The 22,913-nt window shown below is 39.5% G+C and carries 10 protein-coding genes; 6 read left to right on the plus strand and 4 right to left on the minus strand.

Translation table 11 applies throughout. The features are described from left to right. Positions 1-259: 259 nt before the first annotated feature. Complete coding sequence (locus ASG14_RS08110; protein ID WP_056870575.1) at positions 260-1,144, minus strand: AraC family transcriptional regulator; 885 nt, start codon at positions 1,142-1,144, stop codon at positions 260-262. Between the two features lie 396 nt (positions 1,145-1,540). Between ASG14_RS08110 and ASG14_RS08115 the strand changes: the two genes are divergently transcribed. From ASG14_RS08115 to ASG14_RS08140, 6 genes are all read left to right on the plus strand, one after another. After that, positions 1,541-4,615, plus strand: coding sequence for a glycosyl hydrolase (locus ASG14_RS08115; RefSeq protein ID WP_200940331.1), 3,075 nt, complete (start codon positions 1,541-1,543; stop codon positions 4,613-4,615). Between the two features lie 7 nt (positions 4,616-4,622). Next, positions 4,623-6,053 carry an arabinose isomerase gene (locus tag ASG14_RS08120; protein WP_056870577.1) on the plus strand — a complete coding sequence of 477 codons (1,431 nt, stop codon included), beginning with the start codon at positions 4,623-4,625 and terminating at the stop codon, positions 6,051-6,053. 466 nt (positions 6,054-6,519) lie between these two features. Then, positions 6,520-9,471, plus strand: a complete 2,952-nt coding sequence (locus ASG14_RS08125) for a TonB-dependent receptor (protein WP_056870578.1) — start codon at positions 6,520-6,522, stop codon at positions 9,469-9,471. Between the two features lie 16 nt (positions 9,472-9,487). Further along, positions 9,488-11,113 carry a RagB/SusD family nutrient uptake outer membrane protein gene (locus tag ASG14_RS08130; protein ID WP_056870579.1) on the plus strand — a complete coding sequence of 542 codons (1,626 nt, stop codon included), beginning with the start codon at positions 9,488-9,490 and terminating at the stop codon, positions 11,111-11,113. Positions 11,114-11,200: 87 nt separating this feature from the next. Next, positions 11,201-14,377, plus strand: coding sequence for an alpha-L-rhamnosidase N-terminal domain-containing protein (locus ASG14_RS08135; RefSeq protein ID WP_056870580.1), 3,177 nt, complete (start codon positions 11,201-11,203; stop codon positions 14,375-14,377). After that, the gene (locus ASG14_RS08140) at positions 14,374-16,659 is read left to right on the plus strand and encodes a glycoside hydrolase family 95-like protein (protein ID WP_056870581.1); all 2,286 of its coding nucleotides are present in this window, start codon (positions 14,374-14,376) and stop codon (positions 16,657-16,659) included. The genes ASG14_RS08135 and ASG14_RS08140 overlap by 4 nt, the downstream gene beginning before the upstream one ends. 70 nt (positions 16,660-16,729) lie before the next feature. Here ASG14_RS08140 and ASG14_RS08145 read toward each other — a convergent pair whose 3' ends face one another. From ASG14_RS08145 to ASG14_RS08155, 3 genes are read right to left on the minus strand one after another with little or no spacing between them, the layout of a single operon-like run. Further along, positions 16,730-18,232 (minus strand): DNRLRE domain-containing protein, encoded by a 1,503-nt coding sequence (locus tag ASG14_RS08145; protein ID WP_056870582.1) that lies wholly within the window; start codon positions 18,230-18,232, stop codon positions 16,730-16,732. 6 nt (positions 18,233-18,238) lie between these two features. Further along, positions 18,239-19,744, minus strand: a complete 1,506-nt coding sequence (locus tag ASG14_RS08150; RefSeq protein WP_082491456.1) for a RagB/SusD family nutrient uptake outer membrane protein — start codon at positions 19,742-19,744, stop codon at positions 18,239-18,241. A gap of 4 nt (positions 19,745-19,748) precedes the next feature. Continuing rightward, the gene (locus tag ASG14_RS08155) at positions 19,749-22,832 is read right to left on the minus strand and encodes a TonB-dependent receptor (protein ID WP_082491458.1); all 3,084 of its coding nucleotides are present in this window, start codon (positions 22,830-22,832) and stop codon (positions 19,749-19,751) included. Positions 22,833-22,913 lie beyond the last annotated feature (81 nt).

The following is a 22,913-nucleotide window of genomic DNA, read 5'->3' on the forward strand; positions in this document are numbered from 1 at the left end:
TTCTTTATGTTTGACTGTATTTGGAGTTTTTGTTATTTAGGAACGCTATAATTTACGCAGGTCAACAGAAAGACTTATAAGCCCTATAAATTGACTACAGAAATAGTTTTGTCAACAGAATAACCTGATAACAAAGGATAATAGAAGCGAAACAGCGTATCTTAAGATCGATTAGTAGCAAATCGATCCTTAATTGTTAGATAGTATTTCAATTAAATCCATCTTCAAAAATTAACGATGCATGAGCTCATCTTTTTCATCAGTATTTCTTCAGTCTAAGGTTTCGAAACTGAACTGGAGTGAGTCCGGTTTTTCTCTTGAATAATTTTGAAAAGTAAAATGGCGATTTAAATCCTAACATGTAGGCAATTTCCTTTATTGAAAGCTGATGATTTGCCAGCAATTCCTTAGATTTTTGAATTTTCAACTGTATAAAATATTGGCCTGGCGATCTACCAGTGTTTTCTTTAAAAACTTTTCGAAACCAGGAATACCCCACACCTAAGTGAACAGCCACAGCTTTAGGATCACTGACTTCCAAAAGGTTCGTTCTAAAGAGCATCTTTGCTTTTTTTACTACGAGCAAAGCCAGGCTGTCTTTTTCTATTTCTTTCTGCAAATTAAATGCATGTAAAACCCCTAATGCATGGATGGTGGCGCTTGAGAGAATAGACTCAAATCCATTGCTTTCTTCCACAGAAGCTTCGACCAGTTCATTGAACAAACCAAGTATTTTTTCATTTAAACCTAATTGAAAAAGTGGATATTTTTTTGAGAACAATTTCTTTTGCATGAGATTCTCAATATAATCTCCATTAAAACTAACCCAATATTCATCCCACCCCGTCTGTAAATCTGGTTTATAACGATGTCTTTCATTGGGAAATATCATGAACACGGTGCCATCCAGAATGTTCATGTTAACTGATTCAGTTTCCAAAGAGCCCGTTCCATTTACAATGTACACCAAAGCATATTCCTGCAAAACTCGCCCAGTTTCCCATTTAAAATTATGGTGCGATGGATGAGACTGCGCTGGATAATGAGAATTAGGGAGTATGCGGGTACAGCCTACATTCAAAATGTTCAGTCCCCACTCCTGCCCTTTTTCACCCGGAGGAAAATATTTGTAAAAATTAATCATGCTGCCATTCAAATCATAATGTACAATAAAAATATCATTTAGGTCATTTCACCATATAGTTTCGATACTACCTTTGCTAAATTCTAACTAAATAAACCGCTAAAAATATAATATTAAATTAAACTACGCTACATGTGGCCTGATAGGTTTGGCTGCCCAGATTTGATTTAAACGGAAATCAATACATGAGCACCTTTGCGAAGCAATTATATTTTTGGTTGTAAATCTTTGAATTAGAGAAAAAAGATTTGCGATGAACGTTTTTTGGTTTGGATGTAAGGATTCATTTAAGCTTACAATTCAAGAAGTCAAGATGATAATTCTAAAAAATCACAGATACTATTTCAAGAACTCAAAAAATATTAGTCAACAAGTCAAAAGAAATGAAAAAAAATTATGTTACCCTATTTTTTCATCCCCATTAATGCCTGTATAGATTTTATGAAGGATAGACATTTCTGTTTAAAAGGAAGTACGTTGGCAATTTGCCTGATCCTTTTCCTTTCGGGATGCTGGACTAAACGATCTTTTGATAGTCTGAACGCTGGCTTTAAAAACCCGCCAAACTCCAGTAAGCCTGGCGTCTACTGGTATTTCATGGATGGGAATATTTCTAAATCCGGTATCACAAAAGATTTGGAAGCAATGAAAACATCGGGCATCGGTAGCGTTATCTTTTTGGAAGTAAACGTAGGGATCCCGCGTGGAAATATTGATTTTTTAAGTGAAAAATGGCAAAACCTGTTCACCTTCGCAGTTGATGAATGTGAAAGGCTGGGCATCGAAATGACTTTAGGTGTTGGACCAGGCTGGACGGGAAGCGGCGGGCCATGGGTAAAACTCCCGCAGTCTATGCAGCACTTAGTAGCGAGCACAACCAGGGTAAGCGGAGGCACTAAAGAAATCATAAAACTTCCAATTCCGGACCCCAAAAAGCCCTATTTCGGCAAAGGTACATTTACACCCGAGCTGGAAAAACAATGGCGTGATTTTTATGAAGATGTAGCTGTTTTAGCATTTCAAACACCAGATACAGGTCCAAAAATTGATGATGCAGATGAAAAAGCGCTTTATTACCGGGCCCCTTACAGCTCGGTAAAGGGAACTAAACAGTTTCTCCCTTCGGTAGCAGCGTTCCAAAAATCACCCATAGGAACCTCTATACCAAAAAATGGCATAATAGATTTAACTCATTTATTACAGCAAGACGGGGTTTTAAACTGGAATCCTCCGACAGGAAACTGGACCATTATGCGTTTTGGAAGAAGAAACAATGGCGCGGTTACCAGACCGGCACCTGTACCTGGTTTAGGTTTTGAGGCTGATAAGTTTGACACTGCAGCAATTAAATCTCATTTGGATAATTATGCAGGCAAACTGATTGGGCGGGCGGGTAAACCCAGAACAGCATCAGCTGGTGGACTAACGATGTTACACATGGATAGCTGGGAAATGGGCGCTCAGAACTGGACACCAAAATTCAGGGAAGAGTTTAAAACGCGCAGAGGCTATGACCCACAACCTTTTTACCCGGTGTATTTAGGAAATATTGTAGAAAGCAGAGAAATAAGCGAACGTTTTCTGTGGGATTTAAGGCAAACTGCTATGGAGTTGGTTTTAGAGAATCATGCTGGTTATATTAAGAAATACGCTAAAGAATATGGACTTGGTTTATCCATAGAGCCTTATGATATGAATCCGACGGCGGATATGGAACTTGGAAGTATAGCAGATGTGGTGATGGCGGAATTCTGGAGTCCCGGTTTTTACAATACCAGTTTTGGTGCATATGAAGCCTCCTCAATTGCCCATATTAAAGGACAAAGTCTGGTCCCAGCAGAAGCATTTACAGCGGGTAAAAAAGAGGGCTTTACACAATATCCTGGATCGATGAAAAATCAGACCGACTGGGCGTTTGGGGCAGGAATAAATAAACTGTACTTCCATACTTTTCAGCATCAGTCTTTGCCTGATAATTTAAAACCAGGCATGACCATGGGGCAATACGGCGTGCATTGGGACAGGAACCAGACCTGGTGGCCAATGGTTGGCGCTTACCATGATTACGTTTCCAGAAGTCAGTTTCTGTTACAACAAGGCCGAAACGTGGCGGATGTACTTTACCTTAGTCCCGAGGGTTCTCCCCATGTTTTTAAAGCACCGGATACTGATTTTGAAGGGGAGCCTTATTTTCCGGATAAAAAAGGTTATGGTTTCGATGGCTGCGCACCATCACAATTGTATGCGGCGAAAGTGGTTAATAGCCGGATTGTTTTCCCCAGTGGCGCAGGTTATAAAATACTGGTTATGCCATTTTCCTATACCATTACCCCCAGGCTATTGCAAAAAATTTATGAACTGATTAAAAGCGGTGCAACAGTTGTTGGCATACCGCCCAAAAGAGCTCCCGGGCTGACCGACTTCCCGAACTCGGATGTTAAAATCAAAAGTCTGGTTCAGAAAATATGGAATACAGGTCACATACCAGGCAGCCAAACACAGCTTAACGTTGGAAAGGGAAAAATAATCTGGGGAGGTGATATCAATTTTAAGGCGGATACTATTTTGTACCCGAAATATCAAACTACGGCTAAGATCCTGGAAACGATGAAAGTATCCCAAGATTTTACCACCAAGAGTGGCGGTATTAGATATGGACATAGAACCTCAAAAGATTTCGATATCTATTTTGTTGCAAACAGAACCAATAAACAAATTATTGATGAGTGTACTTTCAGAACGGCAAAGGGTAAACCTCAGCTTTGGAATGCAGTAAGCGGAGAAATCAGAGCCCTTCCTCAGTTTCAACAGGCTAACGGAAAAACTACAATCCCGATGACTTTCAATCCTTATGAAAGCTTCTTTATCGTTTTTGCTAAACATTCCCCATCAAATAAAATCTCAGATAAAGATAATTTTCCTAAAGAAAAAGAACTCCTGACCTTTAGCGGTTCATGGGAGGTTTCCTTTGACCCAAAATGGGGCGGGCCGGAAAAAACTGTTTTTGATAAGCTTCACGACTGGGCAGTAAATCCTGATAAGGGAATAAAGTATTATTCGGGAATTGCTAACTATACCAAAAACTTCAGCTTTTCTACTGGACCGGAAACGATAAAAGGCCATCGCCTTTTGCTGGATTTGGGTGAAGTTAAAAATATGGCAACTGTAAGACTCAACGGAAAAGAAGTGGGCACGGTGTGGACCGATAACGCCCTGGACATTACAGATTATATAAAAAACGGGGATAATATCTTAGAGATAGCTGTGGCTAACCTTTGGCCGAACCGGCTAATTGGAGATCAGGCATTGCCAGACGACGGGGTTAAAAACGGAAAGTGGCCTGAATGGCTATTGAAAGGACAAAAGCGCCCAGGAACCAGATTATCTTTTGTTGCCTTCCAACATTATACCCAAAAAGACCAGCTTTTAAAATCAGGACTATTAGGTCCAGTAAAAATCTTACTTAAATAACAAAAAAATGCAGAACTCATCACTTAAAATCGGATTATTTGGAATCGGGCTAGACACCTACTGGTCTCAGTTTGATGGTTTAAAAGAACGTTTAGAAGGCTATTTAAAAATAGTTGAAAATAATATTTCAGCGTTACATGACAGTGTTCTCAATTTAGGCCTTGTTGACAATGCGGAATATGCTTTCCAAGCGGGGAATAGATTTAGGACAGAAGGTGTGGATATTATTTTTCTTTATGTTTCAACTTATGCCTTATCCTCCACGGTGCTTCCGGTTGTACAACGAGCAAAAGTACCCGTCATTATTTTAAATCTTGCGCCAGAAGAAAGTATGGACTACCAAACGTTCAACAGTATGCTGGACAGAGCAAAAATGACCGGGGAGTGGCTCTCCTACTGTTCCTCCTGCGCCGTTCCCGAGATTGCAAACGTCTTCACGCGTACAGGGATTAAATTCCATCAAATAACTGGAATGATTAAAAACGATGAAGAAGCCTGGACTGAAATAAGGGAATGGATTGAAGCGGCCAGGGTTGCAAACATAATGGCTAATAACCGATTAGGTTGTATGGGGCATTACTATAGTGGGATGTTGGATATTTACAGCGATCTAACGCAGCAATATGCTCATTTTGGTGGCCACATCGAATTAATTGAAGTTGATGAGCTGGCTAGTTTAAGAAAGCAGGTTTCCTTGGCTGAAATACAGGATCGAGTAGAACACATAAAAGCAACATTTGATGTTCAGCATGATTGTTCTGAACAGGAGTTAGCCAGGGCAGCTAAAACATCGCTAGCCCTGGATATGCTTGTAAAAAAGTACAAACTAGGTTCTATGGCTTATTACTACAAAGGAACTGGAAATTTTGATAACGAAGATACCATCAGTTCTATCATCATCGGGAATTCTCTGCTTACAGCCAATAATATACCCGTCGCCGGAGAATATGAAGTTAAAAATGCTCAAGCAATGAAAATATTGGACAGTTTTAATGCGGGAGGCTCTTTCACTGAATATTACGCTATGGATTTTAAGGAAGACGTGGTATTAATGGGACATGATGGGCCTGGACATTTGGCAATTTCCGAAGGAAAAACCAAAATTCGACCTTTGGGAATCTATCACGGTAAAGTTGGAAACGGTCTTTCGGTAGAAATGTCGGTAAAAAATGGACCAGTTACTTTATTGTCGGTGGTAGAACAAAGAAATGGAAAATTGATGTTACTGGTTGCAGAGGCGGAATCTGTTGCCGGGCCAATTCTGGAGATTGGAAATACAAATTCCAGGTACAAGTTTTCGATTGGGGCAAGAAAATTTGTTAACAATTGGAATAGCTTTGGTCCAGCCCATCACTGCGCGGTGGGTATTGGACACATCAGTTCCAAGATCGTAAAGTTGGGCTCTTTGCTCGGGATGGAAGTTAATATAGTTTGCTAATTAATAATTAAAGCCCTTGCTTTAATTATTAAAAACTTTCCTCGTGTAAGAGCCGCTCCGCAATGAAACTATTCTAAGATAATATCGCTTTGCTTGAAATATAATAATAAATCGAGAGCGGCGTCAGCTAAAACTATGGTTTTATTTACGATAAGTCTGAAAGTGAATACAATAAAGCGTTTATAATAAAAAGTGAATCCTTCTTACAAGCTCAATTCAAAATCATTTGATGAAAGAAATCTAACAAACTTAAGATTTCGGCACATGAATTTGCGAATTAATTATGAATGTAAGATGGAGCTATTTTAGAAAACTAATCCTGAGAATATTCGATACAGGATGATGCATTAGACAGGTAATATTGCACAAAACACCCCTATCCACATGCCACTACTAACACTAAATTTATTCTTATCGAAGGAAGCATATTAATACTATTTTCTTTACAACTAACCAACAAACTTTTATGAGACAAAATTACCACAAGATTATCAAAATGTTGTTAGTAATGTCGATTATGGCAATACAAACAACCCTATTTGCTCAAAACAGAAGTATTACCGGAAAAGTAATAGATCAATCAGACCAGGGTCCGATACCGGGAGTGAATATTTTAGTAAAGGGCACAATGAAAAAAGCGGTTAGCGACTCAAAAGGAACTTTTTCAATCATTGATGTATCCAGTGGGGATATATTAATTTTTTCTTCGATTGGATTTATCACAAAAGAAGTCGCCATATCCAGTGAAAAAAATGGTGTTTTAACTGTTTATCTAGGTCAAAATGCGGAGAAACTGTCGGATGTGGTCGTGGTCGGTTACGGGACCCAAAAGAAAAGCGATGTTACCGGAGCTGTGGCAACTGTGGACAAAAAAAGGCTACAGGATCTACCGAACACGAACTTTGCCCAGGCCTTGCAAGGATCAATCCCAGGAATCTCGGTATCTCAGGGTTCCGGGGGGGCTGAAGGAGATGGGGTAGGTATTCGAATCAGAGGGCGTAATTCGATAACGGCAAATAGCAATCCATTCATCATTTTAGATGGCGTACCCTACACGGGTGGAATATCGGATATTAATCCAACAGACATAGAATCAATAAACGTTTTGAAAGATGCTTCTGCCGCTGCCATTTATGGCTCCCGTGGTGCCAATGGTGTAATTATAGTGACCACCAAGAAAGGAACCAGAGGAAAACCTGTTATTTCTTATGATGGTTTTTATGGAATACAGAACATCGCTAATCTGCCAAGGATTTTAACACCAGAAGAATTTTACGATTTCAAGAAACTTAGAGAGCCAAACGCAATTACAACATCTGAGCAGGCAGTTTACGATTCGAAAAATTTCCCGGACTGGTTGGATCTGGCAACCAGACAGGGAACACGGATGCAGCATACCCTGGGTGTAAGTGGCGGGAATGAAAATTCCAGGTATTTTGTCTCTTCGACGTATTTGGATGCAAAGGGGGTTGCGGTGAATGATAACTACAAAAGGCTATCGACCAGGGTTAATTTAGAAACGAATGTAACGCCATGGCTAACCTTTAGTTCTAATAATCAATTATCATATAGTGATAGAGATGGTCTGCCCGCGGTATTCAGCGATGAAAGTGGCGCAGGCGCTTATCGTTTCAATCCATTGACAACGGCATTTAATCCAGATGGCAGTCCTATTATTTATCCCTGGCCGCAAGATTTGTTTTTTGGCAATCCATTAGCGCCAACGCTTGCAGCAAACACAGATAAATCTTATAAGATAATTACCAACAACTACCTTAACGTTGACATCCCCTTTATTAAAGGATTGTCTTACCGAATAAACACTGGTGTAGAATATACCAGGAGAGACATCAATACCTACTATGGATTAAATACAAGGTCTGGCTTACAATCCAAAGGCAATCTGGCTATTAGTGGCATTGGAAATTCAAATGTGTTGATCGAAAACATTTTAAACTACAACCAGACTATTGGTAAACATACGATTGCAGTCACTGGCCTTTACAGTTATCAGAACGAAATTGCGAGAACAGATAATTTGAGTGCTATGGGATTTCCAAACGATGTCCTAACCTTCTATCAGGCAAATGTAGCAAATGCGCAAGCTTCAAATGCCGATTTTACCAAACAGGTTAACATATCCCAAATGCTCAGAATAAATTATTCATTCAACAGCAAATATTTACTAACGCTTACTGGCCGCAGAGATGGCTTCTCTGGATTTGGAAGTGATAATAAATTTGCCTTCTTCCCTACAGTTGCAATTGGCTGGAATATTTCTGATGAAAACTTTATGAAAGATAACAAGGTGATAGATAAACTCAAGCTTAGGATATCCTATGGTAGTAATGGAAACCAGGCCATAGCAGCTTACAACACTCTAGCACAGTTAGGGACCAGAAGTTATGTCGATGGCTCTACAACCTTACCAGGATATATTCCCATTTCTTTAGGTGCATCCAACCTGAAATGGGAAACGACTACGGGGCTGAATATTGGTACTGATTTCACTTTATTAAATGGCAGAATCGATGGCTCAGTTGAGTTTTATTCCAAAAACACGAAAGACTTGTTGCTACGAAGAGCGATATCTTCGGTTCACGGGATATCTAACATTGTTCAAAACTTAGGCAAAACCTCTAATAAGGGGTTCGAGTTTGGTGTAAACACGGTAAACGTGAAGGCGAAAGATTTTACATGGACGAGTAATCTTAATTTCTCAATTAATCGCAACAAAATAAAAGAGTTATACGGTGATGGTAAAAATGATACCTTAAATGGTTGGTTTTTAGGGCAACCGATTGATGTAAACTTCGCTTATAAGTTCGATGGGGTGTGGCAAAGCGGTGATGATTTAACTAAATCGCCACAGCCAAATACCTTACCTGGCTATGCTAAGGTGGCAGATATTAACGGCGATGGAAAAATTACGGTGAATAACGACAGGACGATTATTGGCAGCAGACAGCCCGACTTTATTTATGGAATCGGCAATAATTTTAAATACAAAAATATTTCGCTCTATTTATTTATACAGGGCGTCAAGGGAACAAGTAGAAGAAATGACATCTACTCGGACAATGTTCAAAATGGTGTGCGAAATAATACTTATCTTAAAAATTGGTGGTCTCCTACAAACCCAAGTAATGAGTACTGGTCTAATTCACTTGGATCAAATCTTTATAATGTCGGAATTTTCGAGAGCGACAGCTATGCACGTCTAAAGGATGCATCTCTTGCTTATGATTTTTCATCTGCCTTATTAAAGCAGATGAAGATTTCAAGGCTAAAGATATATGCAAGTGCAAGAAACCTATTCACAATAACGAAATGGAAAGGTCTCGATCCGGAACTGAGCAATCAAGAAGGAATACCGCTACAGAAAGAATTTATTTTCGGACTTAACATTAGTCTATAATTTAAAAAAAAATATTATGAAAAGATATAACATCATTCTATTTAGCCTTACAATCATCGGCTTTGTTGGCTGCAAGAAAAGTGTGCTTGATGAAAATGCGCCTAGTAAGATTTTGGCAGATAATCTATACGTTAACAAAGCTGGATTTGATTCAGGCATCAACGGACTGTACGATGAAGTTAGAAGATCTCGTTCGGGTGCCGTGCTGGGAACGATTAACGATATGATGACTACTTCTGCATTTATTGGGACAGATAATGCATATGGTAACTATGGCGGAACTGGAAATACAACGGAAGGGATTTTTAATGATTGGGGAGTACTTAATAATCCGGGAGCCACTTTACACCGGATTGAATGGGCATGGCTCTACGAAACAATAAATGCTGCCAATACCATTATTGGCAGAGCAGAAAACCCCGCTGTAATCTGGACAGAAGCAGATAAAAACAGTACTCTTGCAGAGGCACGGGCAATAAGAGCCTGGTGTTATCGCCATCTTACTTATCTATGGGGAGATGTTCCACTTAACCTTACCGAGTCATCTGGCACAACCATTAAAACCGATTGGGAACGAACAAAACTAGCCGATGTTCGAAAATCGATGGAAGCAGATTGGCTTTTTGCAGAGCAATATTTACCTGTTACCTCTACCCTTCAGGGAAAAATTTTAAAAGGAGCCGTTCAGCACTATCTTTCAGAACTTTATTTAGCCGAAGGAAAAAATGAACTGGCAAGGGATTATGCTTTAAAGGTGACGACTAACGTTAACTATAAACTGGTTACCAATCGTTACGGCGTTAACGCAGCCAAACCTGGAACGGCTTTTTCTGACCTATTTTTAGACGGAAACAGCAATAGAAATCAGGGCAATACGGAGGCACTGTGGGTGTTACAGGCGGAACTTAATGTAGTTGGGGGGGAACCCCAAAACTTGATGCGGAGATATTGGGTTAACCGATACTATTCGCTGATTGTAGGCGGGAAAAGTCCATTTTTAGTTGCCGCAGAGAATGGAGGAAGAGGTATTGGCCGATTTGGACCTACTAAATGGGCATTGAGCATTTATCCTGCTGGCGATGACCGGGGATCTGATTTTGCCTGGAGATTTTCTTTTGTCGTGAACAATCCTGCAGGAATTCCAGCAGGATATCCCCTTGGGAGCACCTATATTTTAGATCGGAGCTCAAATGAAAAAGTAAATAATCCAAATTGGCCTAACACCCGCAAATGGGACTATACAAGCCCGGTAAATGTAAATGAAGACCGCGCCTATAATGATCAAAGTTATATCCGCTCGGCCGAAACTTATCTGTTGCTTGCAGAAGCTTACTTTAAGTTGTCCGACCTTAATAATGCGGCAATTGCGATAAATGCTTTACGTTCGCGAGCCCACGCACCATTAATCAGCGCTGGAGATGTTACACTGGATTTCATTTTAGATGAGCGTTCCAGGGAATTGTTTTCCGAGGAAGAGCGTCGCTACACCCTGGTTAGAACAGGAAAGTACATTGAAAGAGTAAAAAAATATAACGTTATTTCAGCATCAAAAATTACCGAAAGAGATGCGTTACTTCCAATTCCCCAGGATGTTATAAATGCCAACTTGGGTAAGCCGATGGCAAACAACCCAGGTTACTAATTTGGAGTGGGTAGGATATACTTTTGACATCCTACCCTTCCATAATTTATAGCTCCCGAGTTTCTGCAAACCAAGATCCTTTAGTTAATGAAAATAATACTACTAAGAATAATTTATTGCTGTACAGTAGTTTTCCAAACCTCCGCTCTGGCGCAAAGACCTCAATCATTAGAGTGTGAATATCAAGCCAGTCCAATAAATATCGATAAGCAAATACCATTTCTAGGGTGGAAAACAGCGTCAAAAAAAGTTGGTGGTTTTCAAACTGCTTATCAAATAGTCGTCTCTTCCTCAAAGGCGCAACTTGAGAAAAACACAGGAGATATCTGGGATAGCGGCAAAGTGATTTCCTCTGAAAGTTTTCAAATTGCATTTCAGGGGAAGCTTCTGAAATCATCAACCAGATATTACTGGAAAGTTCGCATTTGGAATAACGAAGATCGCAGGTCGTTATGGAGCCAGGCTTCCTTTTGGGAGATGGGTTTACTTCAACAAGGGGATTGGAAGGCAAAATGGATAACAGCATCTCAGTGGTCTGTACCAAAGGAGTTCAGTCCAAAGGGTTTAGAGATGCCATCAAAAGGGGGATTTGCAGATGTAGATTTGGGAAAAGAATATCAGATTGATGAGGTCAGGATCATTTGCGAAGATGAACATAGCTTCCCAAAAAAAATGAGTTTAGAATTATCCAATACCTTACTCTTCGAAAAACCAAAAATATTAGTTGAATACCCTTTAAATAAAAATTATAATCTTCGAAGCGGAACTCTTTCTTATAAAACAAAAGATGCCATTGCAAGATTTATTCGCTTGAAAATCCCTGCGGATACCAGCCGAAAGGCAGACTTTTTAATCAGGCAGCTAATTGTAATTTCCGGAGGAAAAAATGTTGCGTTGAAAAAATTTACCAGAGAGCAAGGAACCAATTGGAGTAGAGGCCATGCTGTTTTTATGGTGGATGGTATGCCATCAGTATTTGACAACAAAAAAGGCAAATCCTGTCCAATTACAGCGGCACCTATTTTGCGTAAAACTTTTATTTTGAAAGAAAAGCCTGTCAGCGCGAAAATATATTATGCTGCCCTTGGAATGGCAGAAGTTCAAATAAATGGCAAAGCGGTCAGTGGAGATAAACTTGGCCCACCTTTTAGCGATTACGCTAAAAGGATTATCTACGTTGCAGAAGATATCAGTAGACAACTGCGTATTGGAGAAAATATCGTTGGTACAATTTTGGCAAATGGATATTTTAGTCCTCCCTCTCGTGGATTTGGGAAAAGACATGGCGGTCAGGGTATGCCCCAAGTAATGGTTCAGCTGGAGCTTACTTTCAAAAATGGCAAAAAACAAACTATAGTTTCCGATAAAGACTGGAAGTGGGAAGTTTCCAAAATACAAATGAATGACCTGTGGATCGGCTATGCAGAGAACAGAAATCTAGAGTCGGTGGGTTGGGGAAAAAGAGGGTTTGACGATTCCCAGTGGTCAAATGTCGCGGTTTCTGAAGGTATGTCTGGAAAGTTAACAGCGGAAATTACACCAAAAGTAAAACGAATAAGCCGCACCTATCCGGATTCGTTAAGTGGAAATGAATTCTTTTTTAAAACCTTAACTGCGGGCTTACCTCAACTGCAGCTTACTGGACATAAGAACCAGCACGTAACGATAAAAAGTTTTGGAACCGACCAGATTAAATTGCCTGATTTCGATTATATACTTGCAAAAGATGGAAAAACAATTCTTTCACCAGATTTCACCATTTCGGCCGGATCTACGTCAATGGTGGTTCAGGGACTATCAGAGCCTTTAAAATTAAAACAGCTTTCTATAATTCAATTTAATGCGGCACTAAAATCTACCTCAGGCTTTGAATGTTCTAACAACTATTTAAATGACCTTTACCAGATGACAAAAAAAACCTACCAGCGTTATGCTTTTCATTTTCCGGCTGATCCAAGTAGAGAAAAACAAGGCTGGACACAAGATGCGCAAAATATGTTTTCTGCGGGTGCTTATCTTTTCGATGTGAGAACCTTTTATAAAAATTGGTGGCAGGATATGGCGGACAATCAGGATGAGCAAGGTTACCTGGGATCTGTTGTTCCGCTGGTAAACCGGCAGGTTTACGATTGGAATTCACCCTGGTGGAGTGGTGCATTAGTGTACCTACCCTGGTTTTATTACAACCGTTATGGTGATTCAGATTTTCTGATGAAGGCCTACCAACCCATGAAGAGTTATGTTAACTTTCTTCAAAAGATGACCTTGAGGGGAGGTGGAGCTATATGGAATGAATATCCTTATTTTTCCCAGAATTTGAACGCCTCTGCTGCCAGGGAAAAAATGATGATCTGGAATGGTGCAGGAGATTGGCAAAATCCTTATACGATGACACAATTTGCGGTATCTGCCCCACAGACGGCTATGCCCGCGTTTTATCTTTACGCCAGGGTCGTCGCAAAAACAGCAAGCTTAATGGGGGATACAAAGCAGGACCGATTCTACAACAATATGGCTGATACGATTAAGCACCGATTTAATACTAAATATTTTAACGCCACAACTGGTCTGTATGGTACAGATTCCAAAAATCAAACGGCAATCGTATTGCCTCTGGCATTGGGGATGGTGGACACCTTGAATGAAAAAAAAGTGAATCTAAGTTTAATTAAAGCGATAATAGCACATGATGGTCACATTGGGACAGGGTTTGTGGCATCTTCATTTCTTTTACATCAGCTCGCAAAAAACAGGGATTCTAGAATTGCAAATGAGCTGGTTAATAAGCAAGACTATCCGAGCTGGAATACGCTCGTCAGAAACGGCGTTTTGATGGAAAACTGGAAAGGAAAAGGTGTACAAATGCCATCCTCCGGCGGCCAGATTGGTGCCTGGTTTATTGAATCTGTATTAGGCATTCAAGAGGATGAGCGTTCACCTGGGTTTAAAAACTTCATCCTCTCCCCTCAACCCGATCCGGCAACAGGCTTGATTTGGGCAACTGGCTATTATGATAGTCCTTATGGGAGGATACTCAGCAAATGGAAATATCAAAAAGCTGATTTTTATTTTGAACTCATCGTACCTTTTAATAGTACAGCGACTGTAATTATTCCGGCAAATGATTATCAGTCCATTACCGAATCCGATGAACCAGTCGGTAAAAATCCCCACATTCGTTTGATTCAGATGAAGGATAAAACCGCTAAGCTTAAAGTTTTATCTGGCCGATATCGATTTATTTCCAAAAAAATAAAAATATGATACATCCCGTTAGAGTACTGATGATTGTTTCTTTTTTCTGCGCATTTTCGTTATCTGCCAATGCCGATTCTTCCATCAAGGAGGAGATCAATTGGGCTAAATTTTTATCTAAACACGATTTAGTTTTCGACAAAATGCCAGAGCGCTGGGAGGAGGCGCCCTACTTTGGAAACGGATTTATCGGCTCTATGGTTTATGGGACCCTGGGCTCAGAGAAAACAATTAACATACAAATTTTTCGCACAGATGTGCAGGACCATCGTAATGAGTCTGCTGGATGGGCCGCGTATTCGAGGCCAAGACTAATGATTGGACATTTCGAACTGACCACGAAAGGAAAAATAAAAACAACCTCATTCAGACAAAGACTGTACACTGCAGATTTATATGGGGATATTACAACAACTGCCGGAGTGATAAAGCTGCATCATTTTGTATCTGCAGAAAGCGATGCCATTTATACCAAACTGGATTGCAAAGGTATGGAATCCTACACCATTAAGTGGATTCCACAGGAGGCAAAATCGACCAGAAGGATTTTATTCCCAGATAAAAAAGAAATTATAACAAAGTATGCTGATGCTTACGGAAATCAATATAATGGATTACTAAATGTCTACCAGCCAAATCCTTCAAGCATAATAAAAGAAATCGGCCCTATTTTTACCTGCACGCAGAATTTGCTCGCGGGCGGACAATATGTTGTCGGAATGAGAAAAAAACAAATTTCTTCAAACACAACGCTGTTGGTGATGACTATAAAACAGTCCTATCCGCAAATGAATGCGCAGGCGCAGGTAATGAAAATGCTATCGCATAAAACAACTGATATCGGCGAGGCTTTTATTAGACACAAAATTTGGTGGAATAACTTTTATAAAAAAAGTTTTCTCAGTATTTCTGATAAAAAAATGGAGCGCCTCTACTGGTTACAGCTCTATAAAATAGGATCTGCAAATAGAGCTAACGGGCCAATAATGGATACTTCCGGTCCCTGGTTACAAGATACACCCTGGCCATATATTACTTGGGATTTAAATGTACAGTTATGCTATTGGATGATGAATACATCAAACCATGTGGATCTCGCCTACTCGCTTCCTAACTCACTAGCCAGAAATGCCAGCCAACTTATTAAAAATGTTTTCCCCATAGCGTGGAGAAAAGACGCTGCATATTTGCCTTTGGCAACAGCGCAGGATTTAAAGGGTAGTGCAAATGATGATAAAAGGTATAAAAACCTACATTCCAATCTACCTTGGGCTATGCATAATGTCTGGTTGATGTACAGACACAACATGGATCAAACATTTCTGCGAGATAAATGCTATCCTCTCCTTAAAAGGAGCATGGCCTACTACATTCATTTACTCAAAAAGGATAGTGATGGAAATTATTATCTGCCGGTTGGATATTCACCAGAATATCCAGGTAAATCTGTTGGAGAAGCCGGAGAGGCAAGAAATACAAATATAGATTTAGCGCTGATGCGATGGGGATTGGGTACTCTTCTTGAGTGTGCGGATCTGTTAAACCTTGACAGGCAACAAAAACATATTTGGGCAGACATTCTCAATAAATTAGCTGATTACCCTATTGATGAAACTGGTTTTATGATTGGCGATAAAATGCCATACCTGCAAGCGCACCGTCATTATTCTCACCTACTGATGATTTATCCGCTTTACGTGTTTAACATAGATACCCCAGGCAATAAAGCTATTATTGAACGTTCGCTTGATACCTGGATGAAAGAAAGTGAAAAATTACAAGGCTACAGTTTTACCGGAGCTGCATCTATAGCTGCTTCCATTGGTGAAGGCAACCAGGCAATTAAATATTTGAGCAGGCTTAATGAATTTTTACTACCAAATGGGTTGTATAAAGAGAAAGGACCCTGTTTTGAAACACCTCTTTCTGCTGGAAAATCTATTCAGGATATGTTACTTCAGTCCTGGGGAAACAAAATCAGGATTTTCCCTGCCGTTCCAAACAGTTGGAAAGCCGTTAACTTTCATAAGTGGATTGCCGAAGGCGGATTTGAAGTCAGCGCCAAATTTTGCTCAGATCAAATCGAGTTCATATCCGTCAAAAGTTTAGCCGGCAGCCCGTGTGTAGTGAAAGCAAATATAAAAGGCTTTAAAGCCACCGTTAATGGTCGCGCTGTTTCATTGACTGAAATAACAAAGGATACTTACCGATTCGCACTGAGAAAAAATGACAGGCTTCAGATAACGCCATCAACTACTTCCAAACCTATCAAGATAATGGATGTCAATTGATATTCTAAATTAAAAAAGACAAATGGTCTAAACCATTTTGTCTTTTTTAATTAGTAGGCGGCTTATAGCTTTATTTTACCTGAACATTTACATTAATCAGGCTTGCGTAAAAACCACCTTGAAAATCTTTAGCTTCCAGGGAAAAAACATCTGTATTTCCAGTACCATTGAACAAGTATTTTATGGCTCCTTTTTCGATCTGTTCTTGTGTAAAAGAAGAGCCCACGGCGGCGGGAATGCCGCTTATTGCTAAAAAACCATTTGCAGGCAAGGATGTAATGGTATAAATTACATTTTTTGATTCGGTTCCCTCAAACTTTAATTCAGCAGTCGTTATTTTTTTTGAGCCAAATTTGCTGTCGACATCTATACCTGTATTTACTGGATTTTTCAGAATGGTTACAGGAGAACTTGTCAATACAATATAAGCGCCGCGATTTGCTGCGAGTTCTTTTGTGGTTATTACTGACAGCGGTGTACTTCTGGTACTGACCCCTAAATTAATGAATGTCTTATTAGTTTGTATGGCATTAAGATAGGGAGTCGTAATTTCTGCGGTATACCATAAGAATGCACCTCCAGTTGCGGGTAGTGCGATATCTGCTAATGAGGTCGTTCCCGCAACTGGCGCATTATTCCAGTTTACGGTACTTTCCGTCCAGTTTATATTTTGATCTTCAGTTACAGACAAACTACCCGCGCCATCTATCCTATTTATGTATATGCCTAGTTTAATGGATCCGACGCGTTCATTGAAAGTTGGTTTTTTAACCGGGAATTGGCACAATGCCCGTCTTGTTAAGTTTTGGTCTGATGAACTAAACTTCACATACATGTAGGTTAAGTTTCCGTAATTTGAACCTTTATTTGTACCTGAACCATTATTAATATAGGAATCTTTAGAGACCGCAATCGTATCCGAGTTAATGCTGACATTGGCTAAGTTAGGTATATCAGAGGTCTGTAATTTGGGTTTATAGAAAGTAAAATTATCTATAACGTGCCCTACCCCATTTTTAAAATCTAAATTTTGGCTTCTAACAACTGAAACCTGAGAGATTATACTTGGAGCAGCGTTAACCGTTAAGACATAATTACTGGTCGCATTTACACTTCTGGATAGAAATAGTGAGTCCATACTCAAGGTTGGGTAACCGATTGTTTGGTCGATATTTAAGTCAAAAGAAAACACTTTCTTAGAAATGATGGTATTCTGTAAAATATTCTTTAAAACAGAAACTGGTGTTTGGTCCACTGATGTATAGCCCATGCTGTTGATAAATGCCAGCAAAGATGTCTCTGTAGGAATGATTACAGTATATTCTCCTTCTCCATTTAGCAAATCTTTTAAACCAGCCCGTTCAATTGCCTTGCCATATAAGCCGATTTTAGTTAAATCGTTGGCGTGAAAATTATCCTCGGATATAAATTGCCAGATTGTTTTTTCTTTCAGATTTAATCCTGCTGAAGTCGATTCTGAATCTTCGCTGGTTAAGAGTGCAAATTTTTTACACCCAGTTATAGTCACTGAAGCGACTACAATCGCTAATAATATTTTTTCGAACTTTTTCATTGTATATTATTTGTAGAAGCTGTTTTGTTCAATTAATGGATTCTGTCTGATAACATTCAGGTTAATTGGCCAAAGAATATTTGGTGCAGTGAGCAAACCATTTATAGGCCCCATGACTTCAATTGCCTTACCTGTTCTAATCAGATCGTAAAAACGTTTTCCTTCAAAACAAAGCTCTTTTTTTCTTTCATTAAGAATTATGTTCTGCGCAGCTTTTTTGTTTGATGAGATAAATTTTGCTTGCTCTACACTTCCGGTGGGGCCATTTATTGGATCATTATTTGGATTGGGAACAGCCGTTGTGGAAATTGGCCCGAATGCGCGCTCCCGAACTTGTTTTAGCAGCGCAAATGCAGAAGCATTATCCCCCTTTTGCACGAAAGCTTCAGCTCGCATTAATAATATGTCTGCCAGTCGATATAGGATTATATTTTTATCGTTGTCTGTTGTACGGTCAAAGGAACCTTTGGGAAAATTCTTAAAAATTTGCACTTCACTTTTGAAATTTACCAAAGCACGAAGATCACTTCCTGTAAAGGATGATGTAAAATCGGTGCTCGCATAAAACTGAGCGACGCCAATACCACCCGCAAATAGCGCCAACAGCCCAGAAGTTGTATTTTCTTCGTAGGAATATGCAATCTCAAAAATGGACTCTGGCCCAAAGCCATTGGTAAACATACTTGCATACTCCGTATTATCAATATCTGCCTGAGGCAAAGCAAAATAATTTATCGCTGGATTAGCCAGTGTAGCTAATCTATATTGCGTAGAATTATCCGTAATCCTTTTCGAAGTAATTAATGCACTATCAATGTTGTTTCGCCACATGTAATAATCGGTCAGAATCGCATCAATACCTCCTCTAGTTAAGGTTGCCCTGGTTTGTTGGATGTCAGAATAAGATGCGGGTAATAGGTTTCTCGCTTGCGTTAAATCAGCTGATACCTGTTTGTAGACTTGCAATGTGTCTGTTCTGGGTATTTTAAAAGAATTTATGTCCCCATTATTTTCTGTCGGTTCAACAATTAGAGGCACATTTCCCCAAACCCTTGTCATGTAAAAATAACACATGGCTCTCAAACCCAGGGCTTGTCCCAAAACCCTGTTGTACTCGGTGGTTTTATTGACATACAGACCTTTGGAGTTCATCTCCTTAACATTCTTAATTATCAGGTTTGATTGATTAATGACCCTGTAAAAACCACCCCAATCGGTGAATGCCTGGCTTGGATCTAACCGGTTTTTTACCACAGCAATAGATTGAGTATTATTTTCCTGAACAAGGGTTAAGAGGTCTGCACGTCCATCTCCATAGTAACTAAACTCTGTATTGAGTGCTGTTTGAAGTCTTAAGTATGCACCAGAGAGCGCAGCACTTGCCTGAGCTGGTTCTTTCCAAAAATTATTGCTCGAATATTCCGTTACCGGATCTTTTTGAAGCGCCTTCTTACAAGAAATACAGGTTAGGGCAGTCAATATTAATAGAGAATATTTAAATATACTTTTCATGTGATTAGAATTTTACGTTGAGCGATAAATTATAAGATCTTGTTTTGGGGAAAGCGCCATTATCCACGCCAAAGCCAAGGGGGTTATTACCTGAACTCACTTCAGGATCATAGCCTGTGTAGCTACCAAATGTCAAAAGATTTTGTGCGCTTACGCCAAAATTAACGGCCGACACCCCAAGCCCTTTAATAAATTTTTGAGGGAGGGAATAACCTAGGGAAACATTCTGGAGACGAATAAAAGAACCGTCTTCAAGAAACCTGCTACTAACCGCATAATTTTGCATTGGATCTCCTTTTACTAAACGAGGAATATCGGTTACATCGCCTTGCTTTCTCCACCTTCTCAATTGGTTAGTTGAATAATTGGTATCAAATTGACTTCCATCTATGCTTCTAATGAGGTTATTAAAAATATCATTGCCGAGCACATAATTGAAAAAGAAACTTAATTGAAACCCTTTATAAGAAAAAGTATTTTGTAAACCTCCGAAAGATTTTGGGGTTGGATTTCCGATTATTTGCTGATCATCAATGTTAATAACACCGTCTCCATTAAGATCTTCATAGATTACATCGCCACCTTTATAGACTGCACCAATTGAGGAGCCCATTCTATACTGGGATTTAGTTCCATTCGGGCCAATATAGATGTTATCTTCATCCCTTGCATATACACCCAGCGCTTTATAACCATAAAAGACCCCTACCGCCTGTCCGATTCTGGCGAGATTAAAGGCATTAGGACGATAATCCTGGTTATCTGGTAAATTTGTAACCGTGTTTCTGTTCAATCCGAAAGTGAATGAGGTAGACCATTTAAAGGCAGATGGAATAATTACCGCATCAATTGCAAATTCAAATCCCTTATTTGCAATGCCACCAAAGTTAAAAGGCAGAGAACTATAACCAGTCTGCGCAGGTATCTGAACATCAAAAAGCAAATCCTTTGTTCTCTTATCATAATAATCTGCAGTAAAATTTATCCTTCCTTTAAGAAATGCCAAGTCAAGACCTAAATCCAATTGCTTTGTTGTCTCCCATTTCAAATCTGGATTTGGTAACCCATCGGCCACTATGGCCGTTTGATTTAGATAAGTTCCAGCTCTCACTAAGGCGCCTTGCGCCGCGTAATTGCCAATATTCTGATTACCGGTTATACCATAACTGGCTCTTATTTTCCCCTCATTCAACCAATCATAATCTTTCATGAAGCTTTCTTGAGAAAATAACCAACCAGCGGAGAAAGCAGGGAAGTAAGCCGTTCTGTTATTATCTCCAAATCTGGATGAACCATCCTGTCTAACCAAAACGGAAAATAAATACTTTCCTTTGTAATTATAATTTGCTTTACCAAAAAATGATAAGAGCAAATTTTCCTGTTCTGACTGACTGAAGCTGATGATTTTTGAGGAACCGTTTATTGATGTTATTTGATTATCAATATTATCAATTCCCCGCACATAAGTACTATTGGATTTAAATAACTGATAGGATTGTCCAAGCAGTAAATCTAAGTTATGGTCCTTTTTTATTTTCAGTTTATAGGTTAAATAATTTTCATTTGTAAAAGAGGTCCTAAGCTCCGGCCTAAAATCGCTGAAAACGGATTTAGACGAGGCGTTGGTACTCAAAATTGGTGGCGAAAAGTAGCTTGAGTTAGTATTACTGTAGTCCAGGGAGATATTGGTTCGGAATTCCAGGCCTTTTGAAATCTCTAAGCCGAGTTCCTGCTTGGCAAGTAGTCGCCATCTTTTAATCTCATTTTTTGCATACAGTGCCTGTGCTAAAGGATTAGTTTTGCTTCCTTCAAACAAGGGAACAATTTCTCCTGTTATTGGATCATATGGTCCATACACGGGTAGGGTGCCCAGGTATCGGCTGATAATATTGTTATCTTGCCTATTGTAACCATAATTGGATAGGTTAAAGTTTGTAGAACCTTTTATAGCCTTTGTAATTTTGTAATTCAACCTGGCTGAGCCAAATACCTGGTTGTACTTTGTTTCTGTGACTACGGGTTGAAGATTGCGGTAACCTGCGCTAATAAAATAATCTACATTTTTTTCTTTTGACGCACCACTCACGCTTACATCATATTTTGTTTGAAAAGCCTGACGATACATAATATCCTGCCAGTTATAGGAATCCCTGTAAATAGGGTTTAATGAATCTATAACTGAAACTTTTGTGGTAAGTGCGCCAGTAGAATTATAAATCGCTTCAATAAAAGCATCCCTGAATTGAACAGCGTTCAAAGTTGCTACCTTTCTGGTTAACTCCGTCCAGCTTGAATTTAAGTTGAAATTTATTACTGGCGAGCCACTCAATCCTTTTTTAGTGGTAATGATAATTACCCCATTCGAAGCACGTGATCCGTAAATTGAGGCCGTGGCTGCATCCTTTAAAACTTCTATCGATGCAATATCCGAAGGATTTATATCATTAAGCGGACTAAAGGATGCACCGTCATTTAGCGACTGGTAAGAATCATTATTTACCGGGATGCCATCAATAATAAAAAGAGGCTGACTGGAGCCATTTATTGAGGAAGCTCCACGAAGAGTAATATTAGCTCCTGCACCTGGTTCTCCTGAGTTTGTGGTAATTTGTAAACCAGCAATTTTACCCTGCAAACTGGTGTTCAAGGATCCGCCTGCAAATTGGTCGATCTGATCTGCTTTTATGGATCCTATAGAGCCGGTAATTTCTCTCTTTTTCTGGGTACCGTAGCCGACAATCACAACATCGTTGAGGTTCTCATAATTTTCTTTCAGGGAAATGTTGATATTCCTGTTTGAACCTACTTTTTGTTCCTGGTTATAATAACCGACGTAACTGAACACCAACACAGATTGCCCTGAAGGTACCTTTATGGTATATTGCCCACTATTATTCGTTTGAGTCGATATCTGAGTACCTTTGACTTTGACAGATGCCCCGGGAATGTTTTCTCCAGTCTGATCTGTAACGGTTCCGCTTACTGTGATGGTGGTTTGCGAGAAGGCATTGCCAAATGGAAAAGAGCTCCCAAGCAGAAACAGCAGTAGCAAACGAGGGAAAAGACAATTTCGTAAAAATTGAATCATAAATAAAGTTTAATTGGTTAGAAATTAAAAAGGTACTGGTTGTCTAAAAAATTTTCTTCAGGAATTTTCAAGTCACCCCGC

This window comes from Pedobacter sp. Leaf194, assembly GCF_001423945.1.
In the GTDB taxonomy this organism is placed as follows: Bacteria; Bacteroidota; Bacteroidia; order Sphingobacteriales; family Sphingobacteriaceae; genus Pedobacter.

Bases quoted from the DNA above. Each gene is read 5' to 3' on its own strand.
- ASG14_RS08145 (WP_056870582.1), bottom strand. From the start codon at position 18,232: ATGAAAAAGTTCGAAAAAATATTATTAGCGATTGTAGTCGCTTCAGTG.
- ASG14_RS08130 (WP_056870579.1), top strand. From the start codon at position 9,488: ATGAAAAGATATAACATCATTCTATTTAGCCTTACAATCATCGGCTTT.
- ASG14_RS08110 (WP_056870575.1), bottom strand. From the start codon at position 1,144: ATGATTAATTTTTACAAATATTTTCCTCCGGGTGAAAAAGGGCAGGAG.
- ASG14_RS08125 (WP_056870578.1), top strand. From the start codon at position 6,520: ATGAGACAAAATTACCACAAGATTATCAAAATGTTGTTAGTAATGTCG.
- ASG14_RS08150 (WP_082491456.1), bottom strand. From the start codon at position 19,744: ATGAAAAGTATATTTAAATATTCTCTATTAATATTGACTGCCCTAACC.
- ASG14_RS08115 (WP_200940331.1), top strand. From the start codon at position 1,541: ATGTTACCCTATTTTTTCATCCCCATTAATGCCTGTATAGATTTTATG.
- ASG14_RS08155 (WP_082491458.1), bottom strand. From the start codon at position 22,832: ATGATTCAATTTTTACGAAATTGTCTTTTCCCTCGTTTGCTACTGCTG.
- ASG14_RS08135 (WP_056870580.1), top strand. From the start codon at position 11,201: ATGAAAATAATACTACTAAGAATAATTTATTGCTGTACAGTAGTTTTC.
- ASG14_RS08120 (WP_056870577.1), top strand. From the start codon at position 4,623: ATGCAGAACTCATCACTTAAAATCGGATTATTTGGAATCGGGCTAGAC.
- ASG14_RS08140 (WP_056870581.1), top strand. From the start codon at position 14,374: ATGATACATCCCGTTAGAGTACTGATGATTGTTTCTTTTTTCTGCGCA.